The organism is Streptomyces goshikiensis, assembly GCF_014650555.1.
GTDB classification, from domain to species: Bacteria; Actinomycetota; Actinomycetes; order Streptomycetales; family Streptomycetaceae; genus Streptomyces; species Streptomyces goshikiensis.
The window spans coordinates 226,024-244,128 of sequence record NZ_BMVE01000005.1 but is presented as its reverse complement, the minus strand read 5'-3'; the positions used below and the strand labels follow the sequence as shown (position 1 = coordinate 244,128).

Here is an 18,105-nt window from a genome sequence, read left to right as displayed (position 1 = left end):
GAGCGGGTTCCGTAGCCCGATCGGGTGGAAGTGGGGGCGGGGAGGCACGCGAGTGCCTCCCCGCTTCGTTTGGCCGAACGTGAGCGAGAAGAACGACGGTGCGAACCGCGATGCGACCAAACGATCGGCCCGGGAGCGACTCCAGGAGGAGCGCGAGCGGGAGAAGTCCCGGGAGAAGCGCCGGCGGACCCTCCTCGTGGCGGCGGCGGTGGTCGGCGTGCTCGGCCTCGCGGCCGTCGTCGGCCTGATCGCGGCCAACGCGGGCAAGGACGACGCGGACAAGGCCGGGCCCGTGGTCGCCCCCTCCGGGGCCACCGGCAAGGACGCGCTCGCGATCCGCACCGGCAAGGACGGGGCGAAGTCCACCCTGACCGTGTGGGAGGACTTCCGCTGCCCGGCCTGCAAGGCCTTCGAGGACAACTACCGGGCCACCGTCCACGAGCTGGAGGCCAAGGGCCTGCTCAACGTGGACTACCACCTGGTCACCCTGATCGACGGGAACATGGGTGGCAGCGGCTCCCTCAAGGGCGCCAACGCGGCCGCCTGCGCGCAGGACGCCGGCAAGTTCGCCGAGTACCACGACGTGCTGTTCCAGAACCAGCCGCAGGAGACCGACGACGCCTACGGCAAGAACGCCAAGCTGCTGGAGCTGGCGGGCAAGGTGCCGGGGCTGGACACCCCCGAGTTCCGCGCCTGCGTGGAGGAGGGGAAGCACAACAGCTGGGTGGCCAAGTCCTTCGCGGCCTTCTCCGCCGGGAAGTTCAAGGGCACCCCGACGGTGCAGCTGAACGGCAAGGACATCTTCGCGGACCAGGCCAACCCGCTGACCCCGCAGAAGCTGAAGGAGCAGGTCGAGGCCGCGGCGAAGGGCTCCGGCGGCGCCACCCCGAAGAGGAGCGGAAAGCCCTCGCCCTCCGGTTCCGCTTCCGCCTCGGCGGCGTCTTCGGCGCCGGGTGCCAGGGGGGCCGCGGGCCACTGAGGCCATGTGTCGATTTGACGGCAGGTTGCCGGGCGGGTTGCGGTCCGTACCGCCCGGCAGGGTAGCGTCGGGTCTGCCATGGACCTTGCTTACATTCCCAGTCCGTCGACCGGCGTGATCCATCTCGGACCGATCCCGCTGCGCGGCTACGCGTTCTGCATCATCATCGGCGTCTTCGTCGCCGTCTGGCTCGGCAACAGGCGATGGATCGCGCGCGGCGGAAAGCCGGGCACGGTCGCGGACATCGCCGTGTGGGCGGTGCCCTTCGGCCTCGTCGGCGGTCGCCTCTACCACGTGATCACCGACTACCAGCTCTACTTCGGCGAGGGCCGCAACTGGGTCGACGCCTTCAAGATCTGGGAGGGCGGCCTCGGCATCTGGGGCGCGATCGCGCTGGGCGCGGTCGGCGCCTGGATCGGCTGCCGGCTGCGCGGCATCCCGCTGCCGGCCTGGGCGGACGCGCTGGCCCCGGGGATCGCGCTGGCCCAGGCCTGTGGGCGCTGGGGCAACTGGTTCAACCAGGAGCTGTACGGCCGCGCCACGGACCTGCCGTGGGCCCTCAAGATCAGCGAGGGCCCGAACCGGGTCGCCGGCACCTACCACCCGACGTTCCTGTACGAGTCGCTGTGGTGCGTCGGTGTCGCCCTCCTGGTGATCTGGGCCGACCGCCGCTTCAAGCTCGGGCACGGACGGGCGTTCGCGCTGTACGTCGCCGCGTACTGCGTGGGCCGCGGCTGGATCGAGTACATGCGGGTCGACGAGGCGCACCACATCCTGGGCGTCCGGCTCAACGTGTGGACCTCGATCGTGGTCTTCCTGCTGGCGGTGACCTACCTGGTCCTGTCGGCGAAGCTGCGGCCGGGCCGCGAGGCGATCGTGGAACCGGACCGCGAGCCTTCCGGCGGCTCCGAGCCCGCCGCCGAGGCCGGTTCCGAGCCCGCCACCGCCAAGGCCGGCGCCGGGGCCGTCCCCAAGGCCGGGTCCGAGCCCGCCGCGAAGGCCGACGCCCCCAAGACCGGGGCCGATGCCGATCCCAAGGCGGGGGCCACGGCCGAGGACAAGACCACGGGCGGGGACGAGGCCGCCGGGGCTAAGGCCCCCGAGGCCAAGAAGCTCTGACCCCGGCAGCAGACACCGCCTGAGGGGCGCCGCGCATCCGCGCGGCGCCCCTCACGCGTTCCCGGCGGCCGGGTGCGCGCGGGCGGGCGGGGTCAGGAGGGGACCGGGGCCTCGCGGCGGGCCAGGGAGACCACGCGTTCGGCGCCGGCCAGGACCGCCGGGTCGACGAAGCGGCCGTCGGGGAGGGCGACCGCGCCCGGGGTGCGGCGCGCGGCGGCCACGATCTCCTCGGCCGCCGCTACCTCCTCCGGGCCCGGGAGGTAGGCCCGCTCGATCACCGGGAGCTGGCGCGGATGGATCGCCGCCCGACCCAGGAAGCCCAGCGCCCGCCCCCGCGCGCAGGACACGGCCAGCGCCTCCAGGTCCCGGATGTCGGGGAACACGGACTGCGCCGGCGGGGCCAGGCCGGCGGCGCGGGCCGCGACCACCACCCGGGAGCGCGGCCAGTCCAGCCCCGCCTCGATGGTGACGCCCAGGTCGGCCCGCAGGTCCGCCTCGCCGAGCGACAGCCCGCGCAGGGCCGGGTGCGCGCGGGCGATGTCGTAGGCGCGCTCCACGGCCAACGCGGACTCCAGCAGCGCGTACAGCGCGACCCCGCCGGTCCGGTCGGCGACGGCGGCGATCTGCTCGGGCGCGCTGACCTTGGGCAGCCGCAGCCCGGCGAGGCCCGGCAGCTTGGCGAGGGCGGTCAGATCGGCGCCGGCCCAGGGGGAGGCCAGCGCGTTGACGCGGACATGGACCGGGACCGGCGGCGGCTCGGTGAGCAGTTCGGCGGTGGCGGCGCGGGCGTACTCCTTCCGGGAGGCCGACACGGCGTCCTCCAGGTCGACGATCACGGCGTCGGCGCCGGAGCGCAGCGCCTTGGCGACCACCTCGGGGCGGTCTCCGGGTACGTACAGCCAGGTGAGGATCACAGGGCCCCCTCGGTGCGGAGCGCGTCGATCTCGGCCCGGGTCAGGCCGAGTTCGGTCAGGACGGCGTCGGTGTCGGCGCCGTGCGGCCGTCCGGCCCAGCGGATCGCGCCGGGGGTCTCGGACAGCCTGAACAGGACGTTCTGCATGCGGATCGGGCCGAGCTCGGGGTCTTCGACCTCGGTGACCGTGTCCAGCGCGGCGAACTGCGGATCGGCCATGACGTCCCGTACGTCGTAGACCAGGGCGACCGCCGCCTCGGCGTCCTCGAACAGGGCGACCACCTCCTCGGCCTTGTGGCGGGCGATCCAGTCGCCGACCGCCTCGTCGAGCAGGTGCGCGTGGGCCGCCCGGCCCGAGCCGTTCGCGAACCAGGGTTCGGCGATCAGCTCGGGCCGGCCGACCAGGCGCATCACGCGCTCGGCGATGGACTGCGCGGAGGTGGAGACGGCCAGCCAGCGCCCGTCCGCGCTGCGGTAGGTGTTGCGGGGGGCGTTGTTGGTGGAGCGGTTGCCGGTGCGGGGCTGGACGTAGCCGAGCTGGTCGTACCAGAGCGGGTGCGGGCCGAGCACGGTGAGGATCGGCTCGATGATGGCCAGGTCCACGACCTGCCCGTGCCCGGTGAGCTCCCGTCCGGCGAGCGCGGTCATCACGGCGTACGCGCAGGTCAGCGCGGCGATCGAGTCCGCGAGCCCGAAGGGCGGCAGGGTCGGCGGGCCGGCCGGTTCCCCGGTGATCGCGGCGAACCCGCTCATCGCCTCGGCGAGGGTGCCGAAGCCGGGGCGCCCGGCGTACGGGCCCTGCTGGCCGAACGCCGTGACGCGGGCCAGCACCAGCCGCGGGTTGGCGGCGGACAGCTCGGGCCAGCCCAGACCCCATTTCTCCAGGGTGCCGGGGCGGAAGTTCTCGATGACCACGTCGGCCGTCCCGGCCAGCCGCAGCAGGGTGTCCCGGCCGCCCGGGGTGGACAGGTCGAGGGTCATCGTCCGCTTGTTCCGGCCGAGCAGCTTCCACCACAGGCCGATGCCGTCCTTGGCGGGGCCGTGCCCGCGGGAGGGGTCGGGGCGGCCGGGGTGCTCGACCTTGACCACCTCGGCGCCGAAGTCGCCGAGCAGGGTCGCGGCGAGGGGACCGGCGAAGAGGGTGGCGAGGTCCAGGACGCGGAGCCCCCGCAGGGGGCCGGGCGCGGCGGCGGGGGCCGGGGCGGCGGTGCTCATGGGGTTCCTCCGGAGCGCCCGTCACCCCGCGCGGCCGCCGACCCGTGCGCGGGGCCGGTCAGGGCGAAGGCGTCGGCCTCGGCGCGGGTCGGCATCGAGTCCTGGGCCCCCCGGCGCCGCACCGACAGCGCGGCCGCGGCCGACGCCCAGCGCAGCGCCTCCGGCATCGGGCGGCCCTCCCCGAGGGCCACGGCCAGCGCGCCGGCGAAGGTGTCCCCGGCGGCGGTGGTGTCCACGGCCTGGACCACCGGCGCGGCCACCGTCAGCGGCTCCCCGCCGCGGACGGCGTGCAGCACCCCGGCCGCGCCGAGGGTGATCACCACCTCGGGCACGTCCTGGAGGAGGGCCTCGGCGGCCCGGCGGGGATCGGTGCGGCCGGTGAGGGCGGCCGCCTCGTGCTCGTTCGGGAGCAGCAGATCGGTGGCGGCGAGGAGTTCGGCGGGCAGCGGCCGCGCGGGGGCCGGGGTGAGGATCGTACGGACGCCGCGGGCGCGGGCGGCGAGCGCGCCGGCGAGGACGGCCGACAGCGGGAGTTCGAGCTGGAGCAGGAGCGAGCCGGCGGCGCCGATGCGGGCGTCGTCGCCCGCCTCCAGGCCGGTGACGGAGGCATTGGCGCCGGGGATGACGATGATGCTGTTGGCGCCCTCGTCGTCGACGGTGATGTGGGCGGTGCCGCTGGCGCCCTCCACGGTGCGCAGGGCGGCGGTCTCCACGCCGGCCGAGGTGAGCGCGGCGCGCAGCCGTACGCCGAACTCGTCGGCCCCGACCGCGCCGATCATCACCACCTCCGCGCCGAGGCGGGCGGCGGCGACGGCCTGGTTGGCCCCCTTGCCGCCGGGGACGGTGCGGAACGCGCGGCCGGTGACGGTCTCCCCGAGGCGGGGGGCCTTGGGGACGTAGGCGACGAGGTCCATGTTGGTACTGCCGAGCACGGCGATGGCCGTCATGGGCGGGCTGCCTCCTGTGCGGTGAGATGGGCGAGGGTGTCGAAGCCGATGCCGTCGAAGCCGGGGACGGTGGTGGCGAGGCGGTTCTTCAAGGGTGCGGTCCAGCGGTGCGGGATGTCTTCGGCGACGAGGGCGGCCAGGGCGCCGGCGGTGGCGCCGTTGGAGTCGGTGTCCCAGCCGCCGGACACGGCGCGGCACACGGAGTGCGTGAAGTCCCCGTCGGCGTGGGTGAGGGCGGCCGCGATCAGGGCGGTGTTCGGGATCGCGTGTACCCAGTGATAGTGGCCGTACCGCGCGTGGAGCCGGTCGACGACGAGGTCGAAGTCCGCGTCCCGGGCGGCGCGGGCGCTGCGGATCCCGAAGCCGACGGCCTCCGCGAGCCGCGAGCGGGGCGGTACGACGGCCAGCCCGGCCCGCAGCGCGGTGTGGATGTCGGATCCGGCGCGGCCGCCGGCCGCCTCGGCGGTCGCGGCGGCGATGAACAGCGCGGCGTAGATGCCGTTGCCGGTGTGGGTGAGGGTGGCGTCCCGGTACGCCTGGGCCGCGGCGGCGGCCGGGTCGCCGGGGTTGGTCCAGCCGTGCACGTCGGCGCGGATGAGGGCGCCGATCCACTCGCGGAACGGGTTGTGGTGGGTGGCGGTGGCGGGGGGCTCCAGGCCCTGGAGCAGGTTCCGGTACGCGACGCGTTCGGCGGTGAAGGTCCGGCCGGCGGGGAGCTCGTCGAGCCAGAGCCGGCCGACGTCGGCGGGGGTGAAGCGGCGGCCGTACCGCTGGAGGAGCAGCAGGTTCAGGAGCGGGTAGTTGAGGTCGTCGTCCTCGGGGGCGCCGTCGATGTTCTCGGCGAGGGAGGTGGCGGCGGAACGGCGGTTCCAGGGGTACGCGGCCAGGAGCTCCGCCGGGACGCGGCGTTCGGTGAACCAGTCGTCCAGCGGCCAGTTGCCGGCGGCGCGGGCGAGGGCCCTGATCCCGTCGAGCGGCAGCTTCTCGACGGGCTTGCCGAGCACGCACCCGACGGCGCGGCCCGCCCAGGCCCGCTCCAGCCGCCGCCGAAGCCCGGCCGGGACGGCGCGGCGCGCCGCGTGGGGGCGGGTGCCGCGGATGCTGCGGGGCCAGGTGGCGGTGACGGCCGGCCAGGACTGCGGCTCGGCCGCCGCCGGCGGGGACGGCAGCGCGGCGAGGTCGGCGAGGAGACGGACGGCCAGGTCCCGCAGCTCCGGCGCGGCCGCCGCGGGGGAGGCCCCGGCCCGGGCGGGCGCCTCGTGGCCGCCCGCCGCCAGCCAGACACGGCGCACCGGCTCCGGATCGCGTCCGTCCTGCGCCGCCTGGCGCAGCTCGTGGCCGATCAGATCCTCCGGCTGCACCCAGGTCAGCCGCCCGCCCCCGACCCGCCCGCCGGAGACGACCTCGCCGCCGGGGGAGGCCTCGCCGCCGGGCGCGGCCTCCCGGATGGGCCCGGTCTCTCCGCTCGGAGCGGCCTCCCGGCTGGGCACGGTCTCCCCGCCGCGGGCGGTGTTCCTGCCGTGGGCGGTCTCCCCGCCGCGGGCGGTTGCCCGGTCGGGGGTGGCCCCGTATGCCGGGTCCGGCGTGTGATGGGCGGGGGTTTCGGCCGGCGGGGCGGTTGCCCGGTCGGGGGTGGCCCCGTATGCCGGGTCCGGCGTGTGATGGGCGGGGGATCCGGCCCGTGGGGCGGTTGCTCCGCCGGGGAAGGCCCCGTACGGCGGGTCCGGTGTGTGGCGGGTGGGGGGTTCGGGCGGTGGGGCGGGTGCGCGGCCAGGGGTGGTGCCGTACGTCGGGGCGGGCGCCCCGCCGGGGGCTGGCGGGTGGGAGGTCATCGGGGGGACGCGATCGCGGTGAAGGCGGACTCGTGGGTGCGGCGGCGGGTGCGGTCGCGGGCGAAGACCTCCCGGGCCACCGCCGTCAGCGCCGCCGCCGGGGCGTGCAGGTCGAGGCGGCTGGCCTCGGCGACCTGCTTGGCCCAGGCGGCGGGGACCGCGCCCTCGCCGCCCAGCGCGCCCGCGATCGCGCCCGCCATGGTGGCGATGGAGTCGCAGTCGCGGCCGTAGTTGACGGCGCCGAGCACCGCGGCCTCGTACGCCCCGTCCGCGACGAGCAGCATGCCGAGCGCGACCGGCAGCTCCTCGATCGAGTGCAGGCGGGACGGGCGCCGTGCGCCCAGCGACGGCTTGCGGTAGTCCGCGCCGACCGAGTCGTACGGGGCGACGGCCGCCCGCAGCGGGGCCAGCGCGGATTCGACGTCGCGCTGCCCGAGCGCGACCTCGCGCACCGCCGCGATCGCCTCGCGGGTGCCGTCCTTGGCGAGGGCGAGCGCCGTCTCGACGACCGACCCGGCCGTCGCCCCCGGCGCGCACGCCGCCGCCACCGCCGCCGCGAAGACGCCCGCCGCCTCCCGGCCGTACGAGGACTGGTGCGCTCCGGCGATGTCCAGCGCCTCCGCGTACGCCCCCTCCGGGTTGCCCGCGTTGACGATGCCGACCGGCGCCATGTACATCGCCGCACCGCAGTTGACGATGTTGCCCGCGCCGGCCTCGCGCGGGTCGGCGTGCGCGTAGTGCAGCCGGGTCACGATCCACTTCTCCGCGAGGAAGATCCGCTGGAGGGGGAGGGCCTCGGCCTCCAGCTCCGGGATCCAGCGCGGGTTCGTCATGAGGTCCGGGACGAGGTGGTCGGCGACGGCGTACGCGTCCAGGTGGTCCCGTACGGCCTCGTAGACCCGTACCAGCGCGTGCGTCATGAGGGTGTCGTCGGTGACGTGCCCGTCGCCCTTGTGGTACGGGGCGATGGGGCGGGCGGTGCGCCAGTCCTCGTACCAGGGGCCGACGACGCCGTGGACGCGGCCGCCGTGCCGCTCCACGATCTGCTCCGGGGTCCAGCCCTCCACCGGGCCGCCGAGCGCGTCGCCGACGGCGGCCCCGATCAGACAGCCGGCCGCCCGGTCGTCGAGGGTGAGGGGGGTGAGGGTCATGTCCGAATCATCCCTTGGGTCTTGGGCGAGGTGAGTTCCGTACGGGAGAGCAGCGCGGCGAGTACCACGAGGTCGGTGCCGGCGAGGCGGGGCAGGGCGCAGCCGGAGAGGGTGCGGCAGGCCTCGCGCCAGGTGGCGGGGATCGAGTCGCCGCCGCCGAGGGCGCCGGTGAGGGCCCCGGCCAGGGCGGGCGCGGAGTCCGCGACGCGGGAGAGGCAGGCGGCGGAGGGGACGGCCTCGGCGACGCGGCCGCGGGCGGCGGTGGCGAGGGCGAGGGCGACGGGGACGGTCTCGGCGGCGGCGATCCCGTAGCTGTAGACGTGGTCGACGATTTGGTGTTCGAGGAGGGGGACGAGGGCGAAGGCGCCGCCGCTCTCCTGCGTTCGGGCGAGCTGCACGGCGTGGCGGGCGTTGCGGCCGATCTCGGTGGCGGCGGGGAGCTGGGCGAGGGCGGCCTCGACGGCGGCGTCGGTGTCCGGGTCGGTGAGGGCGGTGGCGATGGCGGCGGCCATGGCGCGGGCGCCGTGGACCCCGTCGCCGTCCTGGGTGTAGCGGGCGTCGAACTCGGCGAGGTCGGCGGCGGCGGCCGGGTCGCCGGGGTGGACGACGGCGAGGACGCAGGCGCGGACGCAGGCGGCGTCGTCGAAGTAGTGGGGGTTGTCGTGACCGGTGGCGGGCGGGCGCAGCCCGGCGGCGAGGTTGCCGAGACCGGCGCGGACGGAGATCCGGGCGCGCAGGGGCAGGACGGCCGACTCCACCTCCGGCGCGCGTTCCGCTGCCGCGGCGACTTCGGAGGCGAGGGCGTTCCAGGCGAGGTCGATGGCGGCGCGCATCCGGCGGGACCGGGAGAGGTCGCTGAGCAGCACACCGGCGGCGGTCAGGACGGACTCGGCGGCGAAGGCGGCCCACTCGGCGTCGTCGGAGGGCCCGAGGCGCAGGGGTTCGGGCGGCTGGTTGAGGGCGATGGGGACGGGGAGGGTGGTGGTGGCGTTCTGCTCGGCGAAGGTGTCGAGCTCGCGGGTGAGGCGGCGGGTCCACTCGGGCATCCGGATCGCCCGGTGGCGGGCCGCCGGCCACCCGGCCGCGTCGCCTGCGGCGAGCCCGAGCAGGAGCCCCTCGATCCGCCGCGCCCGGCCCCCTTCCGCCGTCGCCCCGGCTCCCGTCTCGGCCCGGGCCCCCGCCACCCGACGGGGTGCCGTAGGGATCCTCGCGGTCTCGGCGCCCGGTGCCGTACAGGTCTTCGCGGGGCCGGTGGCCGGGGCGGTGACGGGGCCGGGGCCGGGGGCTGTGGGGTTTTCGGCCGACACGGAGGGGTCGGTGGTCGTCATCGGGGGGCCTCGTATTCCGGGGTGAGGAGGTCCGCGATGTCCAGGACGTGGTAGCCCCGCATCGAGGGGAGGCAGCTGCCGCGGACCGGGCCGATGGCCGAGGACCAGGCGGCGGGGATCGCCGCGGCGCCGGCGAGGGCGCCGGAGAGGGCGCCGGCCACCGCGGCGGTGGTGTCCGCGTCGCGCCCCATGTTGACGGCCGTCAGGACCGAGGACGGGAAGTCGCCCCCGCACGCGGCGAACGCCCCGAACGCGAGGCCCACCGCCTCCGGGGCCAGGTCCGTCCACGGGTAGCCGCCGATGACGACCGCCGAGCGGACCGCGCGTTCGCCGCGCGGCGCCGCGGTGACCGCCCGGCGCAGGGAGCGGGCCGTCCAGGAGTCGGAGGGGATGACGGACAGGGCCGCCGAGACGACCGAGGCCGGGGAGCCGCCGGCCATCGCCGCCGCGACGCCCGCCGCGACGGCCTGGCCGCCGTAGATGCCCTCGCCGTCGTGGCTGACCGAGCCGTCGATGGCGACGAGCCGCGCCGCTTCCGCCGGGCGGCCCGCCGCGAAGACCCCGAAGGGCGCCGCCCGCATGGCGAGTCCGTCCGACCACGCGTGCCGGTGCTGCGCCGAGATGGGGGCGGCGAGGCCGCGGCGCAGGTTCTCCAGGGTGCCGCGTTCGCTGAAGCCCGCGCCGCGGAAGGGGCCTTCGTCCAGGTCCGCGATCCAGTGGTGCCACGCCCGCTCCACGTGGGCGACCGTCAGCGCCGACCCGTGCCGGGCCAGCAGCAGGCCGGAGAAGATCGCGTACTCCGTGTCGTCGGTGCCCGCCGGATCGTCGGACACGAAGCCCTCGATGCGGCCCCACTTCGCCCGGATCTGCGAAGGCTTCATGTTCTCCGCGGGGGCACCCAGCGCGTCACCCACCGCCAGTCCCAGAAGAGCGCCCCGGGCCCGTTCGAGGAGGACCTGCGGATTGCATGCAATCAGCTCCATGGCGCGCCTCTCCACTTGATGGGACTCATATTGAGCCCTTGGGGGATTTGTGCCATGACATGAGGTTTGTCGCTCGTCGCGAAACACCCCGCCCGCACCCCCGTCACCCGGTCGCCGACCCCCAAAACCCCAGGTAAGTACGGCCTACCTTGCTGGCGGGCGGCAGAAATCGTGCGTAGTTTCGAGGTGTTCAGGGGGAGCGGGACGCCTCACCGTGCCCGTTCATGCAAAAGGGGAGAAACTTCGCATGTCCATCATCGACACCGCAGCGCCGCTGCACACCGCCCACCGTGACAATCACAGCCACCGTGATGTCAACGGCGGCTGGCTGCGCCCGGCCGTGTTCGGCGCCATGGACGGCCTCGTCTCCAACATCGCCCTGATGACCGGCGTGGCCGGCGGCGCCGCCGCCCCGCAGACCATCGTCATCACCGGGCTCGCCGGCCTCGCCGCCGGCGCCTTCTCGATGGCGGCCGGCGAGTACACCTCCGTCGCCTCGCAGCGCGAACTGGTCCTCGCGGAACTCGACGTGGAACGCCAGCAGTTGCGCAAGCACCCCGTCGACGAGATGGAGGAGCTGGCCGAGCTGTACGTATCGCGCGGTGTCGAGCCGGCCCTGGCCCGCGAGGTCGCGATGCAGCTCTCGCGCGATCCCGAGCAGGCGCTGGAGATCCACGCCCGCGAGGAGCTGGGGATCGACCCCGAGGACCTGCCGTCGCCGCTGGTCGCCGCGGTGTCGTCCTTCGCCTCGTTCGCGCTGGGCGCGCTGCTCCCCGTACTGCCGTACCTGCTGGGTGCGACCGCCCTGTGGCCGGCGGTGCTGCTGGCGCTGGTCGGCCTCTTCGCCTGCGGGGCGGTCGTCGCCCGGGTCACCGCGCGGTCGTGGTGGTTCAGCGGACTCCGCCAGCTCGTCCTGGGTGGCGCGGCCGCCGGTGTGACGTACATCCTGGGAACCTGGATCGGCGGAGCCGTAGGCTGAGCGGCGCGGGAGTGAGACACTATGCACCGCACGACATAAGTAGTTCATTACTCGGCGGTTTCAACCGTGTGACCGCCGGGCATCACACCAGGACCCTCCCGACTCTCTCGCCGGGAAGGTACCTCCTGCGGGCAATGAGGCCCGCCAAGCACCCGTTCGGGTCCCTTCGCCCCATATTTTTCGATCGCTGACGACCGTCAAAACGGCAGCGAAGGTCCCGGCTTTCGTTTCGTGCGGTGTCCGCATGCTGGAATGACATATCCGCTTCTCGGGATTGCCGTCATCATGTAACCTGCACGAAATTTCGCAGAGGGCCAACGTCGTCCCTCGGCAACGCACATATGCCGCTACGACGACGGGAGAGCCGATGCGTTCCGCATCCACGCACTCCGCGACCGGCCCCAGCACCACCGCCTGGTCGCCCATGGACGGTCGCCCCGCCCCCCAGGGCATGTACGACCCGCGCAACGAGCGCGACGCCTGCGGCGTCGGCTTTGTGGCCAACCTCAGCGGCGAGGCCGGCCACACGCTGGTCGAGCAGGCGCTGACCGTATTGCGGAACCTCGAACACCGTGGTGCCACCGGCTCCGAGCCCGACTCGGGCGACGGCGCCGGAATCCTGTCCCAGGTGCCGGACGCCTTCCTGCGCGAGGTCGCCGGATTCGAGCTGCCCGAGGCCGGTGCGTACGCCGTCGGCATCGCCTTCCTCCCCGCCGACGGCACCGCACAGGCCGCCGCCGTGGAGCGGATCGAGGCCATCGCCGCCGAGGAGAACCTCACGGTCCTCGGCTGGCGCGAGGTCCCCGTCACCCCGGACCTGCTCGGCAACGGCGCCCGCGCCACCATGCCCGCCTTCTCGCAGCTGTTCGTGAGTGGGGGCACCTCCCGGACGGAGTCTGGGGGAGGCAGCACCGGCATCGAGCTGGACCGCAAGGCCTTCGTGCTGCGCAAGCGCGCCGAGCGCGAGGCCGGCGTGTACTTCCCGTCGCTCTCCGCGCGCACCATCGTCTACAAGGGCATGCTGACCACCGGCCAGCTGGAGCCCTTCTTCCCGGACCTCTCCGACCGCCGCTTCGCCTCGACGCTCGCGCTGGTCCACTCCCGGTTCTCGACGAACACCTTCCCCTCCTGGCCGCTCGCCCACCCGTACCGCTTCGTCGCGCACAACGGCGAGATCAACACGGTCAAGGGCAACCGGAACTGGATGAAGGCCCGCGAGTCCCAGCTGGCCTCCGACGCCTTCGGCGACGGCGCCCTGGACCGGATCTTCCCGATCTGCACCCCCGACGCCTCCGACTCGGCCTCCTTCGACGAGGTCCTGGAGCTGCTCCACCTCGGCGGCCGGTCGCTCCCGCACAGCGTGCTGATGATGATCCCGGAGGCATGGGAGAACCACGCCTCCATGGACCCGGCCCGCCGCGCCTTCTACCAGTACCACTCCACGATGATGGAGCCCTGGGACGGCCCGGCCTGCGTCACCTTCACCGACGGCACCCAGGTCGGCGCGGTCCTCGACCGCAACGGTCTGCGCCCCGGCCGCTACTGGGTCACCGACGACGGCCTCGTGGTCCTCGGCTCCGAGGTCGGCGTGCTCGACATCGACCCGGCCAAGGTCGTCCGCAAGGGCCGCCTGCAGCCCGGCAAGATGTTCCTCGTCGACACCGCCCAGAAGCGGATCATCGAGGACGACGAGATCAAGGCCGAGCTGGCCGGCGCCGCCCCGTACGCCGAATGGCTGGAGACCGGCGAGATCGAGCTGACGGACCTGCCCGAGCGCGAGCACATCGTCCACACCCACGCCTCGGTCACCCGCCGCCAGCAGACCTTCGGCTACACCGAGGAAGAGCTGCGCGTCATCCTCGCGCCGATGGCCCGCACCGGCGGCGAGCCGCTCGGCTCCATGGGCACGGACTCCCCGATCGCGGCCCTGTCCGCCCGCCCCCGGCTCCTCTTCGACTACTTCACGCAGCTGTTCGCGCAGGTCACCAACCCGCCGCTGGACGCCATCCGCGAGGAGCTCGTCACCTCGCTGCTGTCCTCGCTGGGCCCGCAGGGCAACCTGCTGGAGCCGACCTCCGCGTCCTGCCGCAGCGTCACCCTGCCCTTCCCGGTGATCGACAACGACGAGCTCGCCAAGCTGATACACGTCAACGCCGACGGCGACATGCCGGGCATGAAGGCCGCCACCCTCGCGGGCCTCTACCGGGTCTCCGGCGGCGGCGAGTCGCTGGCCGCCCGCCTGGAGGAGATCCGCGGCGAGGTCGACGCGGCCATCGCCGGCGGCGCCCACCTGATCGTCCTCTCGGACCGCCACTCCGACGCCGAGCACGCGCCGATCCCGTCGCTGCTGCTCACCTCCGCCGTCCACCACCACCTCATCGCGACCAAGCAGCGCACCCAGGTGGGCCTGCTGGTCGAGGCCGGTGACGTCCGCGAGGTCCACCACGTCGCGCTGCTCATCGGCTACGGCGCCGCCGCGGTCAACCCGTACCTCGCCATGGAGTCCGTCGAGGACCTGCTGCGCGCCGGTACCTTCCTGTCCGGCCTGGAGCCGGAGCAGGCCATCAAGAACCTGATCTACGCCCTCGGCAAGGGCGTCCTGAAGGTCATGTCCAAGATGGGCATCTCCACCGTCGCCTCCTACCGCGGCGCCCAGGTCTTCGAGGCCGTCGGCCTGAACGAGGAGTTCGTCGCCTCGTACTTCGAGGGCACCGCCACCAAGATCGGCGGCGCCGGCCTCGACGTCATCGCCAAGGAGGTGGCCGCCCGCCACGCCAAGGCGTACCCGGCCTCCGGCATCGCGGCCACGCACCGCGCGCTGGAGATCGGCGGCGAGTACCAGTGGCGCCGCGAGGGCGAGCCGCACCTGTTCGACCCGGAGACGGTCTTCCGCCTCCAGCACGCCACCCGCAACCGCCGGTACGACATCTTCAAGAAGTACACCGAGCGGGTGAACGAGCAGTCCGAGCGCCTCATGACGCTCCGCGGGCTCTTCGGGTTCAAGGCCGCCGAGGACGGGGGCCGCCCGTCGGTCCCGCTCGACGAGGTCGAGTCGGTCGCCGACATCGTCAAGCGCTTCTCCACCGGCGCCATGTCCTACGGCTCCATCTCGCGCGAGGCCCACGAGACCCTCGCCATCGCCATGAACCAGCTGGGCGGCAAGTCCAACACCGGTGAGGGCGGCGAGGACCCGGACCGCCTGTACGACCCGGCGCGCCGCTCCTCCATCAAGCAGGTCGCCTCCGGCCGCTTCGGCGTGACGAGCGAGTACCTGGTCAACGCGGACGACATCCAGATCAAGATGGCGCAGGGCGCCAAGCCCGGCGAGGGCGGCCAGCTGCCCGGTCACAAGGTCTACCCGTGGGTCGCCAAGACCCGGCACTCCACCCCGGGCGTCGGCCTGATCTCCCCGCCGCCGCACCACGACATCTACTCCATCGAGGACCTGGCCCAGCTGATCCACGACCTCAAGAACGCCAACCCGGTCGCCCGCATCCACGTGAAGCTGGTCTCCGAGGTCGGCGTGGGCACGGTCGCCGCCGGTGTCTCCAAGGCCCACGCGGACGTCGTCCTCATCTCCGGCCACGACGGCGGAACGGGCGCCTCCCCGCTGACCTCCCTCAAGCACGCGGGCGGCCCCTGGGAGCTCGGCCTCGCCGAAACCCAGCAGACCCTGCTGCTCAACGGCCTGCGCGACCGCATCGTGGTCCAGACGGACGGCCAGCTCAAGACCGGCCGCGACGTCGTCATCGCCGCGCTGCTCGGCGCCGAGGAGTTCGGTTTCGCGACCGCGCCGCTCGTCGTCTCCGGCTGCGTCATGATGCGCGTCTGCCACCTGGACACCTGTCCGGTCGGCATCGCCACCCAGAACCCGGTGCTGCGCGACCGGTTCTCCGGCAAGGCCGAATTCGTCGTGAACTTCTTCGAGTTCATCGCGGAGGAGGTGCGCGAGATCCTCGCCGAGCTGGGCTTCCGTACGATCGAGGAGGCCGTCGGCCACGCCGAACTCCTCGACACCAGCAAGGCCGTCACGCACTGGAAGGCGCAGGGCCTCGACCTGGAGCCCCTCTTCCACGTGCCGCAGCTGCCCGAGGGCGCGGTCCGCCACGCCCTGATCGAGCAGGACCACGGCCTGGAGAAGGCCCTCGACAACGAGCTGATCGAGCTCGCCTCCGAGGCCCTGAACGCCGACACCGCGGAAACGGCCCAGCCGGTCCGCGCCCAGGTCGCGATCCGCAACATCAACCGGACCGTCGGCACCATGCTCGGCCACCACGTCACCAAGAAGTTCGGCGGCGCGGGCCTGCCCGACAACACCATCGACCTGACCTTCACCGGCAGCGCGGGCCAGTCCTTCGGCGCCTTCCTGCCGCGCGGCGTCACGCTGCGCCTGGAGGGCGACGCCAACGACTACGTCGGCAAGGGCCTCTCCGGCGGCCGCGTCGTGGTCCGCCCCGACCGCGCCGCCGACCACCTCGCCGAGTACTCGACCATCGCCGGCAACACCATCGGCTACGGGGCGACCGGCGGCGAGATGTTCCTGCGCGGCCGCACCGGCGAGCGCTTCTGCGTCCGCAACTCGGGCGCGCTGGTCGTCTCGGAGGGCGTGGGCGACCACGGCTGCGAGTACATGACCGGCGGCCAGGCCGTGGTCCTGGGCGAGACGGGCCGCAACTTCGCGGCCGGCATGTCGGGCGGCGTCGCGTACGTCATCGACCTCGACCCGCACCACGTCAACGTCGGCAACACGGACGCGGTCGAGACCGAGCTGTCCGACACCGACAAGCAGTGGCTGCACGACGTCGTGCGCCGCCACGAGGAGGAGACCGGCTCGACCGTGGCCGCGAAGCTCCTGGCTGACTGGTCCGTCGCGGCGGACCGCTTCAGCAAGATCATCCCGACCACGTACAAGGCAGTGCTCGCCGCCAAGGATGCCGCTGAGCTGGCCGGACTCTCGGAGTCCGAGACCACGGAGAAGATGATGGAGGCGGCGACCCATGGCTGACCCGAAGGGCTTCCTCACCACCGGCCGCGAGACCGCCTGTTCCCGTCCGGTTGCCGAACGGCTGGGGGACTGGAACGAGGTCTACGTTCCCGGCTCGCTGCTCCCGATCATCAGCAAGCAGGCCGGCCGCTGCATGGACTGCGGCATCCCGTTCTGCCACAACGGGTGCCCGCTCGGGAACCTGATCCCGGAGTGGAACGACTTCGCGTACCGCGAGGACTGGTCCGCCGCGGCCGAGCGCCTGCACGCGACGAACAACTTCCCGGAGTTCACCGGGCGGCTGTGCCCGGCGCCCTGCGAGTCGGCGTGCGTGCTCGGCATCAACCAGCCCGCCGTCACGATCAAGAACGTCGAAGTCTCGATCATCGACAAGGCGTGGGACAACGGCGGCGTCACCCCGCAGCCGCCCGAGCGGCTGTCCGGCAAGACGGCGGCCGTCATCGGCTCGGGCCCCGCCGGCTTGGCCGCGGCCCAGCAGCTGACCCGGGCCGGCCACACCGTGGTGGTGTACGAGCGCGCGGACCGCATCGGCGGCCTGCTCCGCTACGGCATCCCCGAGTTCAAGATGGAGAAGGTGCACATCAACCGCCGCATCGAGCAGATGCGCGCGGAGGGCACCAAGTTCCGCACCGGCATCGAGATCGGCCGCGACCTGTCCGCGACCGACCTGCGCAAGCGCTTCGACGCGGTCGTCGTCGCGGCCGGCGCCACGGTCTCCCGCGACCTGCCGGTCCCGGGCCGTGAACTGGGCGGCATCCACTTCGCGATGGAGTACCTGCCCCTGGCCAACAAGGTCCAGGAAGGCGACTTCATGGCCCCGCCGATCACGGCCGAGGGCAAGCACGTGGTCGTCATCGGCGGCGGCGACACCGGCGCGGACTGCGTGGGCACCGCCCACCGCCAGGGCGCGGCCTCGGTCACCCAGCTGGAGATCATGCCCCGCCCGTCGGAGGACCGGCCCACCGGCCAGCCGTGGCCGACGTTCCCGATGCTGTACAAGGTCACCTCGGCCCACGAGGAGGGCGGCGAGCGGATCTACTCCGTCTCCACCACCCACTTCGAGGGCGACGAGGACGGCAACGTCCAGGCCCTGCACCTGGTCGAGGTCGCCTTCGAGGACGGCAAGCTGGTCCAGAAGGCGGGCACCGAGCGCGTCCTCCCGGCGCAGCTGGTCACCCTGGCGATGGGCTTCACCGGCACCGACCAGGCCAACGGCCTGGTGGAGCAGTTCGGCCTGGAGCTGGACGCGCGCGGCAACGTCGAGCGCGACGCCTCCTACGCGACCAACGTGGACGGCGTCTTCGTCGCCGGCGACGCGGGCCGCGGCCAGTCGCTCATCGTCTGGGCCATCGCGGAAGGCCGCTCGGCCGCCCGCGGCGTGGACCGCTACCTGACCGGCACCAGCGCCCTCCCGTACCCGGTCAAGCCGACGGACCGCTCCCTGATGGTGTAGCCCCAGCCTCCGGGCTCGCGCCGTTCGGCCGCGGGGCGGCCTCCCGGGCTTCGCCCGGCTGCGCCGGCCTCCGACCGGCGGCGCGTAGCCGGGGCAGCGTGCAGTAGCCCTCCCTTCCGGGGGGACCCCCCATTCGGTCCGTACAACGGTGTACGGCACTCCGACACAGCGCCCGTCATGTCCCCGACCAGGGATGACGGG

The 18,105-nt window shown here is 73.8% G+C and carries 11 protein-coding genes and 1 pseudogene; 5 read left to right on the top strand and 7 right to left on the bottom strand.

Annotated elements, in window-relative coordinates; all coding sequences use genetic code 11:
• Nucleotides 1-79: 79 nt before the first annotated feature.
• Together IE248_RS17360 and lgt are read left to right on the top strand one after the other, a co-directional pair.
• A complete protein-coding gene (locus IE248_RS17360; protein ID WP_079196349.1) occupies nt 80-979 on the top strand; it encodes a DsbA family protein in 900 nt (299 codons plus the stop codon).
• Nucleotides 980-1,057: 78 nt separating this feature from the next.
• Nucleotides 1,058-1,864 (top strand): annotated as a pseudogene (gene lgt / locus IE248_RS17355) (prolipoprotein diacylglyceryl transferase); the annotation flags it as partial.
• A 326-nt stretch (nt 1,865-2,190) separates the two neighbouring features.
• Here the strand turns inward: lgt and IE248_RS17350 are convergent.
• The 7 genes from IE248_RS17350 to IE248_RS17320 form a co-directional block, all read right to left on the bottom strand.
• Complete coding sequence (locus IE248_RS17350; protein WP_100583266.1) at nt 2,191-3,012, bottom strand: HpcH/HpaI aldolase/citrate lyase family protein; 822 nt, start codon at nt 3,010-3,012, stop codon at nt 2,191-2,193.
• Nucleotides 3,009-4,226 carry a CaiB/BaiF CoA transferase family protein gene (locus IE248_RS17345; protein ID WP_037797428.1) on the bottom strand — a complete coding sequence of 406 codons (1,218 nt, stop codon included), beginning with the start codon at nt 4,224-4,226 and terminating at the stop codon, nt 3,009-3,011. The genes IE248_RS17350 and IE248_RS17345 overlap by 4 nt, the downstream gene beginning before the upstream one ends.
• Nucleotides 4,223-5,173, bottom strand: a complete 951-nt coding sequence (rbsK, locus tag IE248_RS17340; RefSeq protein ID WP_073798944.1) for a ribokinase — start codon at nt 5,171-5,173, stop codon at nt 4,223-4,225. Before rbsK ends, IE248_RS17345 begins: the two co-directional genes overlap by 4 nt.
• Entirely contained in the window at nt 5,170-6,534 is a 1,365-nt protein-coding gene (locus IE248_RS17335) for an ADP-ribosylglycohydrolase family protein (RefSeq protein WP_190031212.1), read from the bottom strand. Before IE248_RS17335 ends, rbsK begins: the two co-directional genes overlap by 4 nt.
• Nucleotides 6,535-7,001: 467 nt before the next feature.
• Entirely contained in the window at nt 7,002-8,156 is a 1,155-nt protein-coding gene (locus IE248_RS17330) for an ADP-ribosylglycohydrolase family protein (protein WP_037797422.1), read from the bottom strand.
• Nucleotides 8,153-9,484, bottom strand: a complete 1,332-nt coding sequence (locus IE248_RS17325; protein ID WP_229895366.1) for an ADP-ribosylglycohydrolase family protein — start codon at nt 9,482-9,484, stop codon at nt 8,153-8,155. The genes IE248_RS17330 and IE248_RS17325 overlap by 4 nt, the downstream gene beginning before the upstream one ends.
• Nucleotides 9,481-10,467 (bottom strand): ADP-ribosylglycohydrolase family protein, encoded by a 987-nt coding sequence (locus IE248_RS17320; RefSeq protein WP_037797419.1) that lies wholly within the window; start codon nt 10,465-10,467, stop codon nt 9,481-9,483. The genes IE248_RS17325 and IE248_RS17320 overlap by 4 nt, the downstream gene beginning before the upstream one ends.
• Nucleotides 10,468-10,714: 247 nt before the next feature.
• On the opposite strand from IE248_RS17320, the gene IE248_RS17315 reads away from it, so the two are divergent.
• From IE248_RS17315 to IE248_RS17305, 3 genes are all read left to right on the top strand, one after another.
• Nucleotides 10,715-11,446, top strand: a complete 732-nt coding sequence (locus tag IE248_RS17315) for a VIT1/CCC1 transporter family protein (RefSeq protein WP_037797418.1) — start codon at nt 10,715-10,717, stop codon at nt 11,444-11,446.
• Nucleotides 11,447-11,870: 424 nt separating this feature from the next.
• Nucleotides 11,871-16,451, top strand: coding sequence for a glutamate synthase large subunit (gene gltB / locus IE248_RS17310; protein ID WP_190031210.1), 4,581 nt, complete (start codon nt 11,871-11,873; stop codon nt 16,449-16,451).
• Nucleotides 16,444-17,904 (top strand): glutamate synthase subunit beta, encoded by a 1,461-nt coding sequence (locus IE248_RS17305; RefSeq protein WP_008743988.1) that lies wholly within the window; start codon nt 16,444-16,446, stop codon nt 17,902-17,904. Before gltB ends, IE248_RS17305 begins: the two co-directional genes overlap by 8 nt.
• The last annotated feature ends 201 nt before the right edge of the window (nt 17,905-18,105 follow it).